The following is a 21522-nucleotide window of genomic DNA, read 5'->3' on the forward strand; positions in this document are numbered from 1 at the left end:
CGATCCCGAACCGGCAGCCCAGTCTGCCGGTTCTCTTTTTTGTCGCGGGGGTGATCGATGGCTTTCTTCGAAGTTGACGGACAGGCGCTTCACTACATTGATCAAGGCACGGGCCCGGCGGTGTTGCTGGCCGGCAGCTACCTGTGGGATCAGGCCATGTGGGCGCCGCAGATCGCAGCGCTTTTGCCGCACTATCGGGTGATTGCGCTGGATCTGTGGGGCCATGGTGAATCCGGTCGCTTGCCTGAAGGCACCGCTTCGCTGGACGACATTGCCCGACAGGCGCTGGCCTTGCTCGATCATCTGGACATCGACCGGGTGACGCTGGTCGGGCTGTCGGTCGGCGGCATGTGGGGCGTGCGTCTGGCGTTGTCGGCACCGCAGCGGCTCAACGGTCTGGTGCTGATGGACACTTACGTCGGCGTCGAGCCGGAGCCGACCCGCCAGTACTATTTCTCGCTGTTCAAGCAGATCGAGGAAAGCGGCGGGATCTCCGAGCCACTGCTGGATATCGTGGTGCCGATCTTCTTCCGCCCGGGCATTGATCGAGAGTCGGCGCTGTATCAGGATTTCCGCGCAAAACTCGCCGGCTATTCAGCTGAACGCCTGCGCGAAAGCATCGTGCCGATGGGGCGGATCACCTTTGGCCGTGACGATCTGTTGCCGCGTCTGGGCGAGTTGAATGCGGCCACCACGCTGGTGGTCTGCGGCGATCAGGACAAGCCACGCCCGCCGTCGGAAGCACGGGAAATGGCTGAGTTGATTGGCTGTCCGTGTGTGCTGGTACCGGAGGCGGGGCATATCTCTAATCTGGAGAATCCGGAGTTTGTGACCGACACGCTGCTGAAGTTTCTGGCTGAGCTGAAGTAACGAAAACGCCCACGCATTGCGTGGGCGTTTTTTATTTCGGGCCGAGAATCTTCGCCAGTTTGTCTGGCGTCGGCGCGCCTTGCTGTTGTTGCAGCTCGCCCTTGTCGTCCATGTAGAAGATCGCCGGAGTGGCCTGCAATTCCAGGTCTTCCATCAACTGCATGTTCGCTGCCAGTTTGGTCTGTACGGCAACCGGAATATCTTTCAAAGCCTTGAGTGTGCTGGCCTTGCCGGCCTTCTCGTGATCTTCCAGAGCTTTGCTCGGGTCTTTGGCCGCGAGCAGGGCGGCGGATTTGGCCGGGCTGTCTTCGCGGATGATGCCGACCATGATGTGCCGCAACTGCACCTTGCCGGCCTTGACCCACGGACGGGCCTGTTCCCAGAACATGTTGCAGTACGGGCAGTTCGGATCACTGAACAGGTACACCGTGCGCGGTGCATCCTTGTTGCCGTCCTGAATCCAGTTGCTCGCCTCGAATTTGGCCCAGACTTCCTTGGCCATCGGCGCGTAGACCAGTTTTTGCAGCGGCGCGCTGCTCAGGTCATTGCCGTCGGCGTCGTACAGATTGCCCAGCAGCACGTGCTTGCCGTCCGGCGTCAGGTACAGCGCCATGCCGCGGTTCTGGTATTGCGCGGCGTAACCACGCAAGCCGTCCGGCGCGTCGAACTGGCCGACGATTTTTGCACCTTTGGCTTCGATCTTCTTGATCGCTTCAGGCAGTTCTTCAGCGGCCTGTACCGACGGCAAGTGCAGCAGGGCGGTACCCAGTGTCAGCGTCAGCAGGTGGCGGAGGCGGGGCATGGCAGTTTCCTTGAAGAAGAGGTGGCCGGATTCGGGCTGGAAGCCGGGGTGTCGAAGTTTTCCAGGGCACGGGCCAGGCTGGCGTTCGACAACTCGCCCAGATGGCTGCCCAACAGGCGACCATCCGGGCTATAGAACAGCGTAGTCGGCAGAGCCATGGAGCCCACGGCCTGGCCGAGACGCCCGCCTCTGTCGAACAGTACGTTGGTCAGGCTCAAACCCTGGGTTTCGAGAAAGGTCGCGACGCTTTGCATGCTTTCGGCCTGGTTGACGAATAGAAATGTCAGGTCCGGGCGTTGTTGCTGCGCGTTTTCCAGCACCGGCATTTCCCGGCGGCACGGCGGACACCAGGTGGCCCACAGGTTGATCACCAGCGGCCCGCCCTGATAGTCGGTAAGTTTCACGGTTTCCCCGGCGGCGTTGCGCAGGGTGATGTCTGGCAGGCGTGTGCCTTGCTCGTAAATGCTTAGCGACAGGGTCGCCAGCACCCAGAACGCCACGCCGCTGACCACGCCGAAGCCCAGCGGTCGACGCAAACCCGGCCGGCGCCAGCCGCGATACAGCGCCGCCAGCAACAGCACGATCACCCCTGGCCAGGCGAGAAAACCGCCGTCGCGCAGGTCGATGATCTGCCACAGATCGTTGCGATAGTGCCCCCAGTACACAGCGACAAACGCAATGCGCGCCGCCAGCATGCCGAGCAGAAACAGGCTGAACAGCGCCGACTCGGGGTTGTCACCGCCGCGCTTGGCCACCCGCCAGCCGACGAAGGTCGCCAGCGCCAGCGCGCTGATCAGCAGCAGGTGGTTGAGTGCGATGGCAAAGGTGCCGAGGGTGAAAGTCAGCATTAACGGGCGTCTCGGGTGGTGGTCCAGCGTTGCAGGAAAGTATCGGCATCGACCTCGCCGGTGATGCGCTGGCTGCGGCGCTCATCGCCGTCGGCGCCGATCCACACGAAACTCGGTGGCCCCGGCACTTTATAACGGCCGAGCAGTTCGCGGCTGGCGGCATTGTCGGCGGTGACGTCGAGTCGGAGCAAGCGCACATCGCTCAGGGCCTGCATTACCCGCGCCTGGCCGAACACCTGTTTTTCCATCACTTTGCAGGACGTGCACCAGTCGGCGTAGTAATCGAGCAATACCCATTGCCCCTGTGCTTTGGCGGCGTCGAGCTCGCGTTGCAGGGCGGCGGGATCCTTGATCGTCGTGAAGGCATCGTGGCCGTTGGGCGCCATGGACCCCTCGCGGCCGGCGCTGTACACCTGCAACGGCTGATACGGATCGTCACTGCCGCCCGCCGCACCGACCACCAGCAGACTGCCCCACAAACCCAGCAACAGCGAACCGGCGCCGAACACATGCGCCACGCGACCAAAGCCCTCGGACTGTTTCCAGGCACTGTAAGCGGCGATCAACAGCAGTGCGCCGCACAGACCGAGCCACAGCGATGGGTCCAGCACCGGGCGCAGCATCAGCAACGCCGTGGCGAGGAACAGGAAGCCGAATACGCCTTTGAGCAGATTCATCCACGCGCCGGGTTTGGGCAGGAAACGATTGCCGACGGTTACCAGCAACAGCAGCGGTACGCCGATGCCGATGCCCAGGGCAAACAGAATCAAACCACCGTGCAGCGCGTTGCCACTTTGCGCGATGTAAAGCAGGGCGCCCGCCAGCGGTGCGGTCATGCACGGGCCGACCAGCAGACCGGACAACGCGCCCAATACGCCGGCACCGACCAGGCTGCCACCGCGTTGACTGCGCGAAGCGTGTTCCAGTCGATCACGCAGAGCCACCGGCAATTGCAGTTCAAAGAAGCCGAACATCGGCAGCGCCAGAACCACAAACACTGCCGCGAACGTCCCGAGCAGCCACGGGTTCTGCAACCATGCCTGCAGGTTCGCCCCCAGCAGCGCGGCGATGACGCCCATCGCCGCATACACCAGCGCCATGCAAACCACATAGCTGGCGGCCAGCGCGAAACCGCGACGCGGTGTGGCACCGCTGCCCACGACCATGCCTGCCAGAATCGGCAGCATCGGTAAAGAACACGGCGCAAACGCCAGCAGCAGACCCAGGCCGAAGAACACCAGCAGACTCCAGCCCAGCGAGTGCTGTTGCAGACCGCTGGCCAGTGCCTGATCCGGCGCTTCATCCGTCGTCGCTGCGGCTTTGCCGCCAAGGTCGATCACTCGGGTCTGCGGGGGATAGCAAAGACCGGCGTCGGCGCAGCCCTGGTAACTGACCTTGATCTGGCCTTGGGCGGCTGCCGGGATCTTCAGCTCAAGGCCCTGGCGATAGACTGGCTGCTCGCCGAAATACTCGTCGCTGTGGGACTCGCCTTCGGGCAGGGCCGGGACGTTCTGCACCGCCAGCCCGTCGAACTTCAGACGCTTCTGGTACAGGTAGTAACCGTCGGCGATTTGCCAGAACAGTTGGGTCTCACCGGATTCCAGACGTTCCGACGTCAGTACGAACGCTTTGTCGACCGGCAGAAACTCCGGTTTTGTCGCAAAGGGATCATTCCCCGCTTGGGTCAGACCCGAAAACAGCAGTGCAAACAATAGAAAAAAATGACGCATGGAGGAGCCTTGTCCCTGTGCAATTGAGGGGCACAGTGGCGGGCGGCGATTAACCGATGATTAACCCGGCTTTTTCCTGCCTCGATGCGCTTGAATATTCATGCGCTGGTGATTGAGCGACGATTCAGAGGCCCCGTAACAAACCGGGAAAGCTGTCGACCTTACGCAAGCCACCTGCGACCTGGTTTTTTTGCATGTTGTAAATAATGAATTCATCATTTGTCAGGAATATATACCAAAGGCTGTCGCTAAAGGTTGGGTCAACTTGTGCGGCTGTAATGATGCGCTGTTTATAGGGTTCGAGTCCGCGCATGTTTGTACTCGGTTTGAGCGTGAGCTGCTGTTTGACGGTATCGAAAACCAGGCTGTCACCATTGCTCAGCAGGAAGCGGAAGGTGTTTTTACTGGTTACTTCCCACCAAGTACCCGCCACGATCCTGTCGAAATAAGGCAGCAAAGGTGCCCAGAGCGAGTTGGACAGGCGATAGAAAGCGCTGACCTTGTCTGCGTCCTGATCATAGGCGCAAACCCAAGGTGTATCGTCGTTATAAAAGAACAGCCAGGAAGTGTCGGCATCGTCGAAAAGGCCTGGCGCTGTACGAGTGAAGCCGAAGCGTAGATGTTTTGCATACGGATCAAACTCGCTCCAGTGCTCCTTGACAGGTTTTGGATAGATATCAAGCACCCTGTTGTCAGAGATGTCGTATCGAGAGTAAGTATCGGAGTTCTTGAAAAAGAAATAAATACGGTCAGGGCCTGCGCGCCAGTCGATAGCGACAAAGTTTTTTAGTTTGGACATGTTGTCATTCCTTTGTGTGGTTTGTTTTATGCTTGCGGGCTCAGGTTATGTCCATTGTTGATGTTTATGCCATGTTTGGTTCGTTATGATATGTTTCTGATGTTTCTGATGTTTCTGATGTTTCTGATGTTTCTGATGTTTCTGATGTTTCTGATGTTTGTTAGTTTGTTGATCGTTGTCTTTTAAATGTCGGCTTAATATTTTTTGCAGCAGACGGCAACACTTGTCATCGCATACATCGTGGCCATGCTTCTCCTTCGCGCGGTCAGTGGCCATAATTGCCGCTTAATCCCCGGCTGCTTGAATCGCGTTTTTTCCCTGGAGCTCCCATGCACGTACTGGTTTGCGAAGACGATGAGTTGATCGCCAGCGGCATCGTCGCCGGGCTGACGGCGCAAGGCCTGACGGTCGAGCACGTCAATACGGCTTCGAAGGCGCGGGCGATTCTCAAGGTTGCCGAATTCGACGTGATGGTGCTCGATCTCGGCCTGCCGGACGAAGATGGCCTCAAATTGCTGCAACAACTGCGTCAGCAAGGCCTGGAGATTCCGGTGCTGATTCTCACCGCGCGGGATTCGGTCACGGATCGGGTCGACGGCTTGCAGTCCGGTGCCGACGACTATCTGCTCAAGCCTTTCGACCTGCGCGAGTTGTTTGCCCGTCTGCAAACCTTGCTTCGGCGGGTGGCCGGGCGCAGCGTCAACCTGATCGAGCACGGTGCGCTGACTTACGACCCGAGCAGCCGCGAAACCACACTCGCGGGCCGGTCTGTGGATCTGTCCCGTCGCGAACAATCCCTGCTGCAAGCCTTGCTGCACAACCGTGGCCGGGTGCTGTCCACCGAGCAGTTGAAGGACAGCGTCTACGGTTTCAACGATGAGCTGGAGAGCAACGCACTCAACGTGCACATCCATCACCTGCGCAGCAAACTGGGTAAAGGCATCGTCGAAACCGTGCGCGGTCTGGGCTATCGCCTGGGCCCGGCCGATGGCGGAGAACACGACAAGTGATGAGTCTGCGCTTGCGCTTGAGCCTGACCCTCGGCGCCGCGTTTGCGTTGATCTGGGCCCTGGCCGCTGCCTGGATGCTCAGCGATTTGCGCAACCAGATGATGTTTTCCCTCGACCAGCGGCTGGTAGCGTCGGCGCGGATGGTCGCCGGGTTGCTGGAACAATTGCCGCCCATACCGAGCAAAGGCGAGGGTACTCACTTCAGCGCCGAGCAACTTAATATTCCCGGCGGCATGGCCTGCCAGGTCAGTTCGCTGCGTGGGGAAATCCTCGCCCGCAGTCACAACAATCCGGAACAGGCGCTGGAAGCCCAGAAGATGGGTTTCCACGATCAGATGATCGATGGCGCGCCATGGCGCAGCTTTACCCTGGCCCGAGGTGATGTGCGAATTACCACCGCTGACCGGGCGATAGAACGCGAAGCTCTGAATATGTCGATCCTGCTGGCAGCTTCGGTGCCGGTCGGCGTGGCGCTGCTCGGCTGCCTTTGCCTGTTGTGGCTGGGGATCGGTCAGGGCCTGGCGCCGCTCAACCGCTTGCGTGAGGCGTTGATGCGCCGCAACGCGGACTCCCTGGAGCCGTTGCAGTTGCAGTCATTCCCCAGCGAACTGAAACCGCTGCTTGAAACCCAGAACCAGTTGTTCCAGCGCATCGGCAAGACGATCGAACGCGAACGTCGCCTGACCGGCGATGCCGCCCATGAACTGCGCAGCCCGCTGACCGCGATCAAGACCCACCTGCAAGTGGCACGCATGACCGAAGGCAACGCCCGCGATCAGTCCCTGGCCCGGGCCGAAGAGGGTGCCGATCGCCTGCATCGGACCCTTGAACAATTGCTGTTGCTGGCCCGGGTCGAAGGCAGTCTGTCGTTCGACGACGGTGTGCAATGCAGTGCTGAGCAGGTGGCGAAACTGGCGATTCAGGACTCGGCCAGCGACCAGCGCCAGCGCATCAGGCTGCACCTGCCTGAACGCTTGTCCGGTGCGCCGCTGCAAATGCCGGCGGTGCTGTCGATTGCAGCCTTGCGTAATCTGCTCGATAACGCCCTGCGTCATACACCGACCGACGGCGCGGTGGACCTGAGCCTGGAAACCACCGCCAATCGCGTGCGTTTTGTGGTACGCGATCATGGGCCGGGAATTGCCCCAGACGATTTGCAACATCTGACCCAGCGTTTCTGGCGCAATGGCCAGAGCACCGGCTGCGGGCTGGGACTGGCGATTGTCCAGGCCATCGTTCAGCGCTGCGCCTGCACCCTGCATTTCGACAGCCGCCCGGATGGTTTGCGGGTCGAGCTGACCATGCCGCTGCAACCGGTCTGAAACTTTGCCAGGCACATCAAATGTAACCTCTCTCCATTAGTCATCCGCCGGCCGCGACGTTATTGTCGCGCCAGCCTTTGACTCAATGGATTGAGGGAAACAGCGCCATGGAAGCACCCGTTTATATCTGTCCCGCCACACCTGCCGATGCCGGCATCATCAGCCGGATTCTCGAACGCTCGATCCGCGTCGGTTGCGCGCTCGATCATCGTAACGATCCACAACTGGTCGAGCGCTGGGTCCACCGACAATCGTCGGAGTACATCAGCGTCTGGCTCGCCGATCCCCATCATTATCTGAACATCGCACTACTGCAGGACAAACCGGTGGGCGTCGGCATGGCCGCAGCCAATGGTGAAGTCACGTTCTGTCATGTGCAGCCGGAGTGGTTCCGCCGAGGTGCAGGCCGTGCGCTGATGGGTGATCTCGAAGGTTGGCTGAGGATTCGCGGCCGGCCTTGCGTCACGCTCGCCAGTACGCGAACCGGCGAGGCGTTCTACCGGCGTCTGGGTTATCGCGAAGCGGCGACTGCCTTCATGCAACACGGCGTTTTGACCCTGCCAATGCACAAGCCGCTGGCATTGTCGGCCTGACATTCGATCAAGGGTGTAAATCCTCGACACGCTGGTGCGTTTCCAGAACAGGAAAACCTGCATGTGCGCCCCGCGACCGGAACGCGCACCTGCCCGGTGTGCAGTTTTGGTCACTATCCATAGCGTATTGAGGGGTCGAGAGATGTCAGTCGCCACCAGCCTTATCGAAGAGTCGTCGGCCCGGATCACCTCCGCGCCGGTGGAAACGCTGTATCAGTTCAATGAATCACCGTTGCTGGCCCGCCAGAGCCAGCAGGAATCCAATGCCCGCAGTTACCCGCGACGTATTCCTCTGGCTCTCAAACGAGCCAAGGGTCTGTATGTCGAAGACGTTGAAGGTCGTACCTTCATCGATTGCCTCGCCGGAGCCGGCACCCTCGCGCTGGGGCATAACCACCCGGTGGTGATCGAGGCTATCCAGCAGGTGCTGGCCGATGAGTTGCCGCTGCACACTCTCGACCTGACCACGCCAGTGAAAGACCAGTTCGTTCAGGACCTGTTCGGTCTGCTGCCGCCAGCATTGGCAAAGGAAGCGAAAATCCAGTTCTGCGGCCCGACCGGTACCGATGCGGTGGAAGCTGCGCTGAAACTGGTACGCACCGCCACCGGGCGCAGCACCGTGCTGTCGTTTTCCGGCGGTTACCACGGCATGAGTCAGGGCGCCTTGAGCCTGATGGGCAGTTTGGGGCCGAAAAAGCCGCTGGGTGCGCTGCTCAGCAACGGTGTGCAATTCATGCCATTTCCTTACGACTACCGTTGCCCGTTCAGCCTCGGTGGCGCGGCGGGCGTGAAGGCCAACCTGAGTTACCTGGAAAACCTGCTCAATGATCCAGAGGCCGGCGTGCAACTGCCGGCTGCAGTCATCGTCGAAGCGGTGCAGGGCGAGGGCGGCGTGATTCCGGCTGATATCGAGTGGCTGCGCGGTCTACGCCGCATCACCGAAAAGGCTGGCGTGGCGCTGATCATCGACGAGATCCAGAGCGGTTTTGCCCGCACCGGCAAGATGTTTGCCTTCGAGCACGCCGGCATTACTCCGGACGTTGTGGTGCTGTCCAAAGCCATCGGTGGAAGCCTGCCGCTGGCGGTGGTGGTTTATCGCGACTGGCTCGACACCTGGCAGCCGGGCGCTCACGCCGGTACGTTCCGTGGCAACCAGATGGCGATGGCCGCCGGTTCCGCAGTGATGCGTTACCTGGTTGAACACAGGGTTTGCGAGCACGCCGCTGCGATGGGTGAACGCCTGAGTGAGCACCTGCACATTCTGCAGCGTGACTTTCCGCAACTGGGCGACATTCGCGGTCGTGGCCTGATGCTCGGCGTCGAGCTGGTCGATCCGAGCGGCACGCCAGATGCCCTGGGCCATCCACCGGCCTTCGCACGTCTGGCGCCGCTGGTTCAGCGTGAATGCCTCAAGCGCGGACTGATTCTTGAGCTGGGCGGGCGTCACGGTGCGGTGGTGCGATTCCTGCCGCCACTGGTGATCACCGCTGCTGAAATCGATCACGTCGCCGAGATCTTCGGCCGTGCGTTGAGCGCCGCGACCGCCGGCCTGTAAATTTTTCGCCGCGTCGAACGTTCTTTCTACATACCCGGCTGCACCCGTCGTGCAGCCCACCCTTACAGCGATGGAGACACAGCATGACGTCAGTATTCGACCGCGAGGACATCCTCTTTCAAGTCGTGGTCAACCACGAAGAGCAGTACTCGATCTGGCCGGACTACAAGGCCGTGCCGGAAGGCTGGCGCACCGTCGGCAAAAGTGGCCTGAAAAAGGAATGCCTGGCCTACATCGAAGAGGTCTGGACCGACATGCGCCCGCTGAGCCTGCGCCAGAAGATGGAAGCGCAAGCGGCAGCACAGTAAGTCTTCAGCCAAAAAGAAACCCGCTGGACTGGAAACAGTCAGCGGGTTTTTTCATGGCCGGCATTTTTGTTGCGTGTGAAGGCCTCATCGCTGGCAAGCCAGCTCCCACAGGTTTTTGTTGCGTTGCACATTACTCGCGAACGCCTCAAATCACTGTGGGAGCTGGCTTGCCAGCGATGAACGATGACGCGGTCCTAATGGCGTTACGCGCCGGCCAAGCCTTTGAGCAGCACATCCACATTGCCTTCCAGCTCCGCCACCGGATCAGCCGCATCGGTGCTCAGCACCAACAAATGACTGCCCGACTCGGCAATCGCCGCTTTCACCGCATCCGACGGCTGGCGATGGTGCAGCACCACTGCCACGTCGTTGTCTTTCAGCGTGGCGGTCAGATTTTTCAGATCTTCCGGTGTCCATTCGGCATCCGGTCGGGCGTCCTGTCCGATCAACTCCAGATTCAGGCTGCCGATCAGATAACCGAAATGATCGCTCAGGCTCATCACGCTAAGGTTATCGGCACTGGCCAGACGCGCCTCGCTGTCGGCACTGAGTTTCAGCAGGCGCTGTTTCAGAGCCGCCAGATTGGCTTCGATCTTCGATTTGTCCTTCGGCGCGAGGCGCACCAGGTCCGCCGCCATCACGTCGGCCATGCGCCCCATGTTGTTGCTCGCCAGCCACGGCTGGCTGTTCAGGCCGTCGACCTTGAGCCCCGGTTGCACGGCAATGCCGGGCAAGGCGCCGTCCACCGGGCGGGCTGCGTCGACTTCGACGATGCGGATGTTGCTGCGCCGCGCGATTGGATAAAGCGGATCATCGGCCCACAGCGAGCGCACGCCGATCACCGCATCGGCGCCGGTGGCCAGTTTGTTTAGCTCCGGAGCGCCGCGCCCGGTGAAGTACGCGGTCTGGCGGCTGCCCGGCAGGTTCGCCGGTGCCGCGCGTTCGAGGCTGATATCGGTGCCTTTGAGCAGTACTTCACCCAGGCCAAAGGTGATCGGCAATGAAGCCAGCACGCGCACGTTTTTTTCGGCCGCCAGCAAAGGGCTCGATACCGCGCCATACAGGGCGATGGCCAGAGTCAGTTGACGCATTGAAAAAGCCATTTATCCAAGGTTCCCTTTCAGACTGGGGACGACGCCCCGGGCAATCGCAGCGAGGGCGAACGCAATACCGGCGACCAGAATGATCGCGGCGCCGGACGGAATCGGCAGGTCGAAGACGATGGGCGCAAGAATCCCGCACAGCGTACTGACCGTGGCAATCAGTACCGAACACCAGAAAAAGCCTTTGAGCGACTGGCTGAGCAAGCGGGCGGCGGCTGCCGGAATCACCAGCAATGCGCCGACCAGAATCGCGCCGATGACTTTCACTGCCGCGACGGTGATCAGTGTCACCAGAATCACGAACAGGTAATCCAGAGTTTTCACCGCGACGCCGCGTACCGCCGCCAGTTGCGGGTTGAAGCTGGCGAGCATGATCCGGTTGTACAGCGGCAGGGCCAGCGCCATCACCAGTGAACCGACAATCGCCAGCACCAGCAGGTCGTTACCGTTGACCGTCAGCACCGAGCCGAACAGCACGTTTTCCAGAATGTGTACGTTGATCTTGCCCGCCAGAATCAGCAGCAGGCTGGCGCCCAAAGCGAGGGACACCGACAGGAATACACCGATCAATGTGTCGGGTGCCAGACCGGTGCGGTTGCGCAGGTAATTGAGCAGAATGCCGAACAGCAGGCAGTACCCGAACAGGCTGCCGTACGGCCCGGTGTAGGGTTCGCCGAGCAGGATGCCAATGGCCACGCCGGTCAGTGCCGCGTGGCCGACTGCTTCGGAGAAAAACGCGAAACGCTTGACCACCACCAGTGTGCCGAGGCCACCCAGCACCGGCCCGATCAACAGACCGGCGAGCAGCGCGTTGACCACAAACCCGTAGGCCAGGGCTTCAGGCAGGTAACCGGAGGAGGCCCAGCCCTGCACCATCAAACGAAAGGCTTCGTAACTCATCAGGCAGCGCTCCGTGGATGGGTCGAGAACAGGGTCAGCAGACGTTCCGGGGTCAGGGCCTGTTGCGGCGTGGCGTCGAACAGTACCCGGCGGTTGAGGCCGGTGACGCGATTGGCCAGACGCCCGACCGCCTCCAGATCGTGCTCGATCCACAGCACGGTGATGCCCGCCGCCCGCCAGTCGCCCAGCAAGCGCTCGAACACCTGGATCCCGGCTTCGTCGAGGGCCGACATCGGTTCATCCAGCACCAGCAATTGCGGCGCCGGAATCAGGCCTTGGGCGAGCAGCACTCGCTGGCGTTCACCACCGGACAGTGCGCCCATCCGGCGCTTGCGCTTGTCCTGCATGCCGACCCGCTCCAGCGCATCACCGATGGCGCCGGCGTAGTGTTTGCTCAAGCCGAGAAAGGCCGGGCGACGCTGGCACATGGCGGCCATGAAATCATCGACGGTCATGGGCAGGCCCCGATCGAACTCCAGCGCTTGTGGCACGTAGCCGATGGTGCCGGGCTCGCCGGGCCATTGCAGGCTGAGCCGGCCCTGATGCGGCATCTGCCCGAGCAGGGTCTTGATCAGCGAACTCTTGCCACCGCCGTTGGGGCCGACCAGCGCATGCACGCTGCCGGGCTGCACCTGAAAGGTGACCTTGTCCAGAATCGTGGTGCGCCCAAGCGTCAGGCTGACTTCCGAAAAATCCAGAGTCGGGCCTGATACTTGTGGGAGCGAGCTTGCTCGCGAATGCGGTTTCTCATCCAACGGAGACGTTGACTGAATGGGCGCTTTCGCGAGCAAGCTCGCTCCCACAGGGAGTTCGATTTCTTTTGAAGTCATGCGCCGGACTCCTGAATCGCCCGAACCACGGTGTTGAGGTTGCCGGTCATTTCCTTTTCGTACTTGTCGGCGGTGTATTCACCATAGGAAATGTGCGACAGCGGGTACAGCTTCACACCGGATTCGCGCTGGATGGTTTCGACGTAGGTGGACGGGAAGTCCATCTCCGAGAAGATCACTTTCACGTCCAGCTCACGCAATTGGTCGATGGTTTTCTTCAACTGGCTCGGGCTCGGCTCGATGCCGTGGGCCGGCTCGACCACGGCGGTGACTTCCAGACCGAACTCGCGCAGCAGGTAGTCATAAGCGGCGTGCACCGTGGCCACTCGCAGTTCGGCGTTCGGCGCCTGGGTCAGTTTGGCCAGAGCGTCGGCACGCATCTGCCGCAGGCGTTTGCCGTAGGCGCGGGCGTTCTGGGTGTAGGTCTTGGCGTTATCCGGGTCGAGCTTGCCCAGTTCCCGGGCGATGTTGTTGACCTGGGCAATCGAGGCGCTGATCGACAGGAATGTGTGCGGGTTCACCACTTTGCCGGCACCGCGCGCGGCGACCCCGGTGGCAGCCAGCAGCGGCACGTTTTCGTTGGCTTCGATGGTCTTGATGTCCGGTGTTTCGCTGGCGGCGATCATGCGGTCGGCGAAGTCGTCATGGCCGACGCCGTTGAGCACGATCACGTCCAGCCCGCTGATGCGCTTGATGTCTTCGGCGCGCGGCTCGTAGGCGTGCGGGTTGAAACCGGCGGGAATCAGCGGCACGACTTCGGCCTTGTCGCCGACGATATTCGCCACATAGCTGTAATACGGATGCAGGGTGATGCCGATGCGCAGGCGCTTGGCCTGATCGGCGCTGACCAATGGGCTCAGCAGGCAGGCGCACAGGCCGATCAGCAGCAGGCGAAGGAAAGAATGGCGTTGAGATGAACTAGGCATGGGCAAGCGGTCTTCTCTCGAATGAAAGCGAGGGTTCAATGACGATGTTCGCGGGTCACACCGGCGTCGAATTGCGCGACGATCTGTTTCCAGCCGGCGGCGGTCAGCGCAGCGTCAGACAGGTCTGTCGGCGCTTGCAGATCGGTGGCGCGGTTGAGCCAGATATCCGGCGCGGCGTCATCGGCTGCGTTGAGGCGCATCAGAAACGAACCGGCCACGGCCGGTGCCTGGCTGTGGCCGAAGTAGGCGCGGTCGGCCAGCAACTGCCAGGCATGAGCGCCACGACTGACCGAACTGGCATCTTGGGCAAACGGGGCGAAACCTTCGTCCGCCAGGTTCTGCGGGCTTGGCAGTGCCTGTTGTTCTTCACGCAGCAGATGGATCTCGTCGAGGGTCACCCGCAAGTCGGCATAGATGCCTTGCTCACTGGCGCCGAGATCGCGCCGGGCGTCGAGTTGATGGCTGGAAACCGGCTCGGGTTCGTGGGAGACGCCGCGCCACGCCACCACGGAACCGGCGACCGCGAGGATCAGCAGGCACATCAGCAGCACGTTGAGGGTTTCGTGCCCGGCACCGGCCGGGCGTACAACCTGGGTGGTCGGCGTGGTCATGGGGCTTCGATATCCGCTTGGTCGATTTCGACCACGTGGCCGGGGCCGGCGTCGAACAGCACGTAGAACTCGGCGCCGGGTTTCTTGAAGGTCAGGGTCGAATCGGCGCCGAGCTTGCCCGGCACCAGAATGGTTTCGTCGTAGCCGATCACGTCGAGGGTCACCCCCGGTGCGCCGCTGCCGTCGGAGAAGCCGCCGGTGCACTTGATCTGCTCGGCGTCGATGGCCTTGCACTCGCACATCGGGTTGTGAGCCAGGGCGCTGGCGCTGAAACCGGCACACAGCACCAGCATCAGGCTGCTCAGGCGCAGGCGGGAAAAGCGTCGGGCGAGCGTCATGGTTTGGCTCCTTGTTTGTTCAGCCAGGCGATGGTGGCGGGGGAGGCCTGGCTCAGGGGAATCGAGGCCTGATGCAGGCTGCCGTCCCAGCCTTCCATGGTGATCCACAGTTCGGCGTCGGCAGCGGTTTTTTCCGGTATCGGTAACTGGGTGCCCATGCGATAAGGCGTACCGAAGAAAATCACGCCGGCAGCGCGCAGGCTGCGAGGTTTGCCGATGCGCAGATAGGTCGCCTTGACCGGTTCGACACAGGCATTGCACAGCGCGGCGCTGAAGGCTTTCAGGTAGCCGCCGGGGCCGTCGGAGCGGGGCGCTTCGTTACGAAACTCGGCGAGGCGCAGGCTCCAGGGGCCAACATGTATTTCGCCGATCTCCCGTTCGCCCAGCCCGGTGTCACCGCGAAACAGTGCAGCGTCGGAAAAATACTTGGGCATGAAGCCCAGCGGGATCAACAGCAACAGCACGTTGATGTGAAAGCGCCATTTGTGCCAGAACAGGCTCAGCCGTGAAGGTTGAGGGGCGGTAGTGACTTTGCTCACAGGTTGACCTCCGACGGTTCACGGTTGATGACCGGTTGCGCCTTGACGCGACTCTTCTTGTTCTCGCGCTTGAGGGCGTTGGCGGTGGCCAGTGCGGTGCGCTTGGTCCAGATCAGCAGGCCGCTGAGCACCATCATGCTCAGCAGCAGGCCGAAGAAGAACCAGATCAGCTTGATCCACAATCCGCCGAAATCCCCGGTGTGCAGCGGTCGCATGGATTCAGTGACGAACTCCAGGGACGTGCGGTCGGACAACACCCGTGAAGACGCCAGGTCACCGCTGTACGGATTGAGCGTTGCGCTCTGGAACATCAGCGGATACCAGCCGCGCCCCCGGATATCGAGGTGGCTGTAGGCATTGCCTGGAAGATTGATCACGCTGGCTTCCAGCCCCGGGATCTTCTGTTGCGCAAGTTCGATGGCGCGCTCGAGGCTGACGCGCGGCGGCGGGGTGCCATCGGCCGACAATGGCACGCTTTCACGGGCCATGGCCGGGAGGATCGTCTCGCTGGAAATGGAAATGTGGTTGTCGGACAGCGCGGCTTCGATCAGAAACCAGGTGCCGGTGATGGAGATCACCGCAATGAACCAGATCGACCAAATACCGCTGAGGCGGTGGAAGTCGCCCCAGAAGATCCGCGCGCCGTGGCGAAAGCGCAGGGTCGGACGCAGGAAGCCTTTCCAGAACCTTTTGTAGACCACCAGCCCGGTGATCAGCGAGGCCAGTAACGGCAGACCCAGCGCGGAAACCAGATACCAGCCCCAGCTGTAGCCGTTGGTGAACGGCACCAGCCACCAGCCATGCAGTGCACGGGTGAAGGCTTCAAAGTTGAATTCCGGCGCCGTGCCCTGGATCACCCCGGTGTAGGGATTGACGTAGCTCACCAGTGAGCGGCCATCGGGGTAGCTGAGGGTGACATCCAGGGCGAAGTGCGATTCGTCGGGACGACTGATGCGGGAAACGAGGGCTTGCGGTTCGGCTTTTTTGATGGCGGCGAGGATATCGTCATAGCTGAGCCGTTGTGCGTCGTCCGACGGTGCGCTGGCGCGCATCTGCGGGTTGGCGAGCCAGACGATTTCCTGGCTGACCACCGCCAGGGTGCCGGTTACGCAGACGATCAGGACAAAAAACCAGATGGGCAATGCCAGCCAGCTGTGTACCAGGAACCACAGTTTCGAGCGGGATTTCTTCGACATGATGTCCGGTCTTGATTCGGTGAGAGGGAGCGGTACTACGGGCTTCGCAGCACGGGATTCCCTGAAAGGCCCGGTCGTGGCTTTTGCCTACGCGACCGGTCCGCATCTCTATAAGACGGATGAGCGAAGAAAATCCCGATGAAGGATATGAAAGTAAATGTTTCGCGATTGCATGTCCGTGTCATTCCGGCCGATTCATGCAAATGAAGAAGCAGATCTGACGGCCCGCGCCGCCAGACTGAGGGAGGAAATCAGCGGAGAAAGTCGAGCGCTTCGGCCAGCAACAGCTCGGGGACTTCCTCGGCAAGGTAATGGCCGGCCGGCAAGGCCTTGCCACGTACATCGGCAGCAACTTGTCGCCATTCCTTCAGAGGATCGAAGCAACGACCGACCGTACCCTCGGCACCCCAAAGCACCAGCAACGGCCGATTCAGGTGACGGCCGGCAACGAGGTCGGCGCGATCATGTTCCAGATCGACACCGGCACTGGCGCGGTAGTCTTCGCAGATCCCGCGTGCGCTGCCCGGAAGTTCGAGACAGCGCAGATATTCCCCGAATGCCTCGTCGGTGAACGGCTTGAGCCCGGCGCTGCGACTGCCCATGACGCTGCGCAGGTAACCTTCGGGATCGGCTTCGATCAGGGTTTCCGGCAACGGCGCCGGGCGGATCAGGAAGAACCAGTGCCAGTAGGCCCGGGCAAAGGCTTCATTGGTCTGAGCGTACATCGCCAGGGTCGGAGCGATGTCCAGCAGAACCATGCGCTGTACGACCTCGGGATGATCGAGGGCCAAACGATGGGCGACCCGGGCGCCCCGGTCGTGGGCAAGAATCGAGAATTGCTCGAAACCCAGCGCTTTCATCAATTCCACTCCGTCGCGGGCCATCTCGCGCTTGGAGTAATTGAGGTGAGTTTCATCGGCCGGCGGGCGACTGCTGTCGCCATAACCGCGCAGGTCGGCGGCGATCACCGTGAAGTGCTCCGCCAGTTGCTCGGCAATCTTGTGCCAGATGACGTGGGTCTGCGGGTGCCCGTGCAACAGCAGCAGGCCGGGGCCGCTGCCGCCGAGTCGGTAGGTGATGTCCACGCCGTTGACGTGGCGCTGGTCTTTGACGAATCCGGCAAACATCGGGTGATCCTTTATTCAGGCGGGTGTTCGCATCCTGAAATCGCCGGGCGTTCATGACAAGGTGTTAAGCGTGGTTCGACGGTTCATGAATCGTGTTCGCCCAGACCCGCGCGCTGCGCGGGAATGGACACCCGGCATTGCTAACCCTGCTGAAACATCTCCTTTGCCCGCTGCTCGATCTGCTCTTGCGTCAGGTCTTCCTTGCGCGTGGCCAGAAACCACAAATGCCCATACGGATCTTTCAATGTCCCGCTGCGGTCGCCGTAGAACTGATCCTTGACCTCGGACACCGAGGTGGCGCCGGCATCCAGCGCACGCTGGAAGGATTTGTCGACATCGGTCACGTAGAGATGCAGACCGACCGACACCGCTTTGTCGGGATTGCTCAACGGCCCTTGATCGCAAGGCGATCCGAGCATTATCGCGCTATCACCAATGCGCAGTTCCGCGTGGCCGATGCCGCCGTCGGGCATGCTCAGGCGCATGACCTCGGTGGCACCGAACGCCTTTTTATAGAAGTCGATGGCTTCGGCAGCCTTATGGATGCCGAGATACGGGGTAATGCTGTGATACCCCTCTGGAATGGGTTTGACGCTCATATCGATACTCCCTGTTTATTTGTTGCCCTGTTCTTGTTGGAGGAAGGCGTGCCTTTGCCGGGTAACCGGTCGCTCAACTATAGGCCTGTGCCAGGGGCCCGACCGAGTACCCGACGAGCAGTGTTCAGCCATCGACAGTGAAGCAACAGAATGCGCGGCTTTTTAACTTCAAACCCTGCAAGAAACCTCTGAAAGCCCCGAAAAACAAGGCCTGTCAGTCAGGCACAGAAGCTGCAATGACCCGGTACAACACCGATACCGAGAGTCATCCATGTCTGAATCTGCCGTTTATCTGATCAACCCGCCCGCCGCCCACCGGATCGCCGACGACGCCGAAGCCTTGCGCGTGGCCGCACAGGTCGCCGCCGTCTTGCAGGAACACGCCGCCGAGCGTGACCGCAGCCGCGAAGTGCCCGCCGAGATCGTCGACCGGTTTTCCAACAGTGGCCTGTGGGGTATCACCGTGCCGAAGGAATACGGCGGCGCGCAGGTGTCCTGTGCGGTGCTGGCGCAGGTGATTGCGATCATTTCCGCCGCCGATCCGTCCCTCGGGCAGATCCCGCAAAACCATTACTGCCTGCTCGAAGACATCCGCCTGCAAGGCACGCCGGCGCAGCAGGCGCATTTCTTTGAGCTGGCGCTGCAAGGTCATCGTTTCGCCAACGCGCTGTCGGAAACCGGCGGCAAGAACGTGCAAGACATTCAGACGACCATCCGCCGTTATGGCGATGGCTTCGTGATCAATGGCCGCAAGGGCTACTGCACCGGTTCGCTCTACGCCCACTGGCTGGCGGTGCTGGCGCTGGATGAAGAACAGAAGGGCCAGTTGGCGTTCGTCGAACGCGGTACAAAGGGGCTGGTAATCGTCGACGACTGGGACAGCATCGGCCAGCGCACCACCTCCAGCGGCACGGTGCTGGCGCAGGATTTACAGGTGGCACCGTTCAATCTGTTTCCGACGTACCGTTCCTACGAGAACCCGACCCTGGCCGGGCCTTTCGCTCAGTTGACCACCGCTGCCATCGACGCCGGCATCGCCCGGGCAGCCTTGCGCGATACCGTGGAATTCGTCCGCCAGTTCGCCCGGCCATGGATCGATGCGGGCGTGGAAAGAGCCAGCGAAGATCCGCTGACGATCATTCAGATCGGCGCATTGGAAATTCGTCTGGAAGCCGCCGAAGCCTTGCTCGAACGCGCCGGTTGGGCGCTCGACGCCGCACGTCCGGCGCCGGATGAAGACAACGTCGCACTGGCGTCCCTGGCCGTGGCCAAGGCCAAAGTGCTGACCACCGAAATCGCCATCGAGGCCAGCAACAAACTGTTCGAACTCGGTGGCACCCGCTCGACCTTGAAGAAGCACAACTTCGACCGCCACTGGCGCAACGCCCGGGTTCACACCCTGCATGACCCGGTGCGCTGGAAATACCACGTGGTCGGCAACTGGCTGCTCAACGGCGTCAAACCACCGCGCCACGACTGGTCCTGATCATGGCCGAGTGGTTCAAACACATTTACTGGGCCGACATCGCCCGGGCCTGTCTGGACACCCTGAGCATGCTCGGCGCTGCGCTGCTGTTCACGGTGTTGCTGGGCCTGCCGCTGGGGCTGCTGCTGTTTCTCACCGGCAAGCGCCAGTTGCATGAAACGGTCGGCCTGTACCGGGTCCTGTCGGTAATCGTGAACATGCTGCGTTCGCTGCCGTTCATCATTTTGCTGATCGTGCTGATTCCACTTACCACGTTGCTGGTGGGTACCTCGCTGGGCGTGCCCGGGACCATCCCGCCGCTGGTGGTCGGCTGCACACCGTTCTTTGCGCGGCTAGTGGAAACCGCGTTGCGCGAAGTCGATCGCGGCGTGGTCGAGGCGACCCAGGCGATGGGCGCCAACACCTGGCAAATCATCCGCCACACCCTGTTGCCGGAAGCCCGTGGCGGGTTGCTGGCAGCGGTGACGGTCACCGCCATCGTGCTGGTGGATTACACGGCGATGGCCGGCGTGATCGGTGGCGGCGGGCTCGGCGATCTGGCGATCCGCTACGGCTATCAGCGTTTTCAGACCGACGTGATGGTGGTCACCGTGGTGTTGCTGCTGATTCTGGTGCAGGCCCTGCAAATGACCGGCGACCGATTGGTGGCGCACTACAGCCGACGCTGAGCAAACAATTTCAACCCATAAAGGCCCCACGTTCACCCCACGACGGCCACTCAAATCTGCCTTGGAGCACAGCATGAAAAAGACCCTGGCCGTACTGGCTGCCGTTCTGTCGTTCGGCGCTCATGCCAACGAAAAACTGATCGTCGGTGCCACCCCGGTGCCGCACGCGGAAATCCTCGAGTTCGTCAAACCGACCCTGGCCAAGGAAGGCGTGGATCTGGACATCAAGGTCTTCACCGACTTCATCCAGCCCAACCAGCAACTGGCGCTGAAAAACCTCGACGCCAACTATTACCAGTACCGGCCGTTTCTCGATGATTTCAACAAGACTCGCCACACCGATCTGGTGCCGGTGGTCGGCGTGCACATCGAGCCGTTCGGCGCTTACTCGACCAAGATCAAAAACATTTCGGAACTGAAGGACGGCGCCAGCGTGTCGATCCCCAATGACCCGGTGAACACCGGTCGCGCCCTGGTGCTGTTGCACGAGGCGGGGCTGATCAAGCTCAAGGATCCGAGCAACACCCTGGCCACCCAGCGCGACATCGCCGAAAACCCCAAGCACCTGAAAATTCGTGAGCTGGAAGGCGCGTTGCTGGCCCGCTCAGTGAGTCAGGTGGACCTGGCGTTCGTGTTCGCCAACTACGCGCTGGAAGCCGGGATCGACACCAACAGCGCGCTGATCGTCGAGAAGGGCAAGAGCCTGTACATCGAGTTTCTGGTCGCACGTCCCGACAACATCAACGACCCGGGCCTGCAGAAACTGGCCAAGGCGTTGAATTCCGATGAAGTGCGGCAGTTCATTCTGACCCGCTACAAAGGGCAGATTGCGCCTGGCTTCTGATGGATCGAATTGGGGGTTCCCATGGCATGGGAACCCTCACTTTGATACGTCGAGAAAGTGCGCTCCCGGCCCTTGCTCGCCCAGCACATCGCCCTGATTGCGCAGCGGGCAGGCCTCCATCGACAGGCATCCGCAGCCGATGCAACCGGTCAGTCGATCCCGCAGCAGCATCAACTGATTGATCCGCTCGTCCAACTCCCGCCGCCATTGCTCCGACAACACTTTCCAGTCCGCCGCCGTCGGCGCGCGGTTGTCTGGCAACTGCTTCAGTGCCTCGCCGATTTCCGCCAGCGGAATGCCCAGCCGCTGCGCCACTTTGATCAACGCCACCCGCCGCAGCACTTCCCGTGGATAACGCCGCTGATTGCCAGCATTGCGCTGGCTCTTGATCAAACCCTTGGATTCATAAAAGTGCAGGGCGGTGACCGCCACGCCGCTGCGGGTCGCGACTTCGCCGACGGTCAGTTGCTTGTGCACATTTTCCGCAGTGATCATTTGCAAATTGCCCCTTGACCTCT

24 protein-coding genes are annotated in these 21522 nt (G+C 61.3%); 9 read left to right on the top strand and 15 right to left on the bottom strand.

Annotation, left to right across the window (positions count from 1 at the left end; all coding sequences use genetic code 11):
- Positions 1 to 57 precede the first annotated feature (57 nt).
- Entirely contained in the window at positions 58 to 870 is an 813-nt protein-coding gene (locus tag N8H71_RS08645; RefSeq protein ID WP_262193645.1) for an alpha/beta fold hydrolase, read from the top strand.
- Between the two features lie 31 nt (positions 871 to 901).
- Here the strand turns inward: N8H71_RS08645 and dsbG are convergent, their stop codons facing one another.
- The 4 genes from dsbG to N8H71_RS08665 all read right to left on the bottom strand — a co-directional run bounded on the left by dsbG (position 902) and on the right by N8H71_RS08665 (position 5049).
- A complete protein-coding gene (gene dsbG / locus N8H71_RS08650) occupies positions 902 to 1672 on the bottom strand; it encodes a thiol:disulfide interchange protein DsbG (RefSeq protein WP_262193646.1) in 771 nt (256 codons plus the stop codon).
- Positions 1648 to 2520, bottom strand: coding sequence for a TlpA disulfide reductase family protein (locus N8H71_RS08655; RefSeq protein ID WP_262193647.1), 873 nt, complete (start codon positions 2518 to 2520; stop codon positions 1648 to 1650). Before N8H71_RS08655 ends, dsbG begins: the two co-directional genes overlap by 25 nt.
- Positions 2520 to 4250, bottom strand: coding sequence for a protein-disulfide reductase DsbD (dsbD, locus tag N8H71_RS08660; RefSeq protein WP_262193648.1), 1731 nt, complete (start codon positions 4248 to 4250; stop codon positions 2520 to 2522). The genes N8H71_RS08655 and dsbD overlap by 1 nt, the downstream gene beginning before the upstream one ends.
- Before the next feature lie 124 nt (positions 4251 to 4374).
- Positions 4375 to 5049, bottom strand: a complete 675-nt coding sequence (locus tag N8H71_RS08665; protein ID WP_262193649.1) for a hypothetical protein — start codon at positions 5047 to 5049, stop codon at positions 4375 to 4377.
- A 329-nt stretch (positions 5050 to 5378) separates the two neighbouring features.
- On the opposite strand from N8H71_RS08665, the gene N8H71_RS08670 reads away from it, so the two are divergent.
- The 5 genes from N8H71_RS08670 to N8H71_RS08690 all read left to right on the top strand — a co-directional run bounded on the left by N8H71_RS08670 (position 5379) and on the right by N8H71_RS08690 (position 9837).
- Positions 5379 to 6059 (top strand): response regulator, encoded by a 681-nt coding sequence (locus N8H71_RS08670; RefSeq protein WP_085683382.1) that lies wholly within the window; start codon positions 5379 to 5381, stop codon positions 6057 to 6059.
- A complete protein-coding gene (locus tag N8H71_RS08675; protein WP_262193650.1) occupies positions 6059 to 7381 on the top strand; it encodes an ATP-binding protein in 1323 nt (440 codons plus the stop codon). The genes N8H71_RS08670 and N8H71_RS08675 overlap by 1 nt, the downstream gene beginning before the upstream one ends.
- Before the next feature lie 107 nt (positions 7382 to 7488).
- Positions 7489 to 7974 (top strand): GNAT family N-acetyltransferase, encoded by a 486-nt coding sequence (locus tag N8H71_RS08680; RefSeq protein ID WP_262193651.1) that lies wholly within the window; start codon positions 7489 to 7491, stop codon positions 7972 to 7974.
- Between the two features lie 142 nt (positions 7975 to 8116).
- A complete protein-coding gene (locus N8H71_RS08685) occupies positions 8117 to 9529 on the top strand; it encodes an aspartate aminotransferase family protein (RefSeq protein WP_262193652.1) in 1413 nt (470 codons plus the stop codon).
- 83 nt (positions 9530 to 9612) lie between these two features.
- On the top strand, positions 9613 to 9837 hold the full coding sequence (locus N8H71_RS08690) for an MbtH family protein (protein WP_007917715.1): 225 nt from the start codon (positions 9613 to 9615) through the stop codon (positions 9835 to 9837).
- Between the two features lie 203 nt (positions 9838 to 10040).
- On the opposite strand, the gene N8H71_RS08695 is transcribed toward N8H71_RS08690, so the two are convergent.
- From N8H71_RS08695 to N8H71_RS08740, 10 genes are all read right to left on the bottom strand, one after another.
- A complete protein-coding gene (locus N8H71_RS08695; protein WP_262193653.1) occupies positions 10041 to 10940 on the bottom strand; it encodes a metal ABC transporter substrate-binding protein in 900 nt (299 codons plus the stop codon).
- Positions 10941 to 11840, bottom strand: a complete 900-nt coding sequence (locus tag N8H71_RS08700) for a metal ABC transporter permease (RefSeq protein ID WP_003226663.1) — start codon at positions 11838 to 11840, stop codon at positions 10941 to 10943.
- A complete protein-coding gene (locus N8H71_RS08705) occupies positions 11840 to 12670 on the bottom strand; it encodes a metal ABC transporter ATP-binding protein (protein ID WP_262193654.1) in 831 nt (276 codons plus the stop codon). The genes N8H71_RS08700 and N8H71_RS08705 overlap by 1 nt, the downstream gene beginning before the upstream one ends.
- Positions 12667 to 13596 (bottom strand): metal ABC transporter substrate-binding protein, encoded by a 930-nt coding sequence (locus tag N8H71_RS08710; RefSeq protein ID WP_262193655.1) that lies wholly within the window; start codon positions 13594 to 13596, stop codon positions 12667 to 12669. The genes N8H71_RS08705 and N8H71_RS08710 overlap by 4 nt, the downstream gene beginning before the upstream one ends.
- Before the next feature lie 35 nt (positions 13597 to 13631).
- Complete coding sequence (locus N8H71_RS08715) at positions 13632 to 14207, bottom strand: DUF6162 family protein (RefSeq protein ID WP_262193656.1); 576 nt, start codon at positions 14205 to 14207, stop codon at positions 13632 to 13634.
- On the bottom strand, positions 14204 to 14545 hold the full coding sequence (locus N8H71_RS08720) for a hypothetical protein (protein WP_007955813.1): 342 nt from the start codon (positions 14543 to 14545) through the stop codon (positions 14204 to 14206). Before N8H71_RS08720 ends, N8H71_RS08715 begins: the two co-directional genes overlap by 4 nt.
- Positions 14542 to 15084 (bottom strand): thiamine pyrophosphate-binding protein, encoded by a 543-nt coding sequence (locus tag N8H71_RS08725; protein ID WP_262193657.1) that lies wholly within the window; start codon positions 15082 to 15084, stop codon positions 14542 to 14544. The genes N8H71_RS08720 and N8H71_RS08725 overlap by 4 nt, the downstream gene beginning before the upstream one ends.
- Positions 15081 to 16280: a PepSY-associated TM helix domain-containing protein gene (locus tag N8H71_RS08730; RefSeq protein ID WP_262193658.1), complete on the bottom strand. Its 1200-nt coding sequence runs from the start codon at positions 16278 to 16280 to the stop codon at positions 15081 to 15083. The genes N8H71_RS08725 and N8H71_RS08730 overlap by 4 nt, the downstream gene beginning before the upstream one ends.
- A gap of 251 nt (positions 16281 to 16531) precedes the next feature.
- Positions 16532 to 17407, bottom strand: a complete 876-nt coding sequence (locus tag N8H71_RS08735) for an alpha/beta fold hydrolase (protein ID WP_262193659.1) — start codon at positions 17405 to 17407, stop codon at positions 16532 to 16534.
- A gap of 140 nt (positions 17408 to 17547) precedes the next feature.
- Positions 17548 to 18006 (bottom strand): VOC family protein, encoded by a 459-nt coding sequence (locus N8H71_RS08740; protein ID WP_085607067.1) that lies wholly within the window; start codon positions 18004 to 18006, stop codon positions 17548 to 17550.
- A 271-nt stretch (positions 18007 to 18277) separates the two neighbouring features.
- On the opposite strand from N8H71_RS08740, the gene N8H71_RS08745 reads away from it, so the two are divergent.
- The 3 genes from N8H71_RS08745 (at position 18278) to N8H71_RS08755 (ending at position 21004) form a co-directional block, all read left to right on the top strand.
- Complete coding sequence (locus N8H71_RS08745; RefSeq protein WP_262193660.1) at positions 18278 to 19492, top strand: SfnB family sulfur acquisition oxidoreductase; 1215 nt, start codon at positions 18278 to 18280, stop codon at positions 19490 to 19492.
- A gap of 2 nt (positions 19493 to 19494) precedes the next feature.
- On the top strand, positions 19495 to 20160 hold the full coding sequence (locus N8H71_RS08750; protein ID WP_262193661.1) for a methionine ABC transporter permease: 666 nt from the start codon (positions 19495 to 19497) through the stop codon (positions 20158 to 20160).
- Positions 20161 to 20233: 73 nt separating this feature from the next.
- Positions 20234 to 21004 (top strand): MetQ/NlpA family ABC transporter substrate-binding protein, encoded by a 771-nt coding sequence (locus tag N8H71_RS08755; protein ID WP_262193662.1) that lies wholly within the window; start codon positions 20234 to 20236, stop codon positions 21002 to 21004.
- 36 nt (positions 21005 to 21040) lie between these two features.
- On the opposite strand, the gene soxR is transcribed toward N8H71_RS08755, so the two are convergent.
- Positions 21041 to 21499 carry a redox-sensitive transcriptional activator SoxR gene (gene soxR, locus N8H71_RS08760; protein ID WP_262193663.1) on the bottom strand — a complete coding sequence of 153 codons (459 nt, stop codon included), beginning with the start codon at positions 21497 to 21499 and terminating at the stop codon, positions 21041 to 21043.
- Positions 21500 to 21522: the final 23 nt, after the last annotated feature.

Source organism: Pseudomonas koreensis (assembly GCF_025447595.1).
Taxonomy (GTDB): Bacteria; Pseudomonadota; Gammaproteobacteria; order Pseudomonadales; family Pseudomonadaceae; genus Aquipseudomonas; species Aquipseudomonas koreensis_H.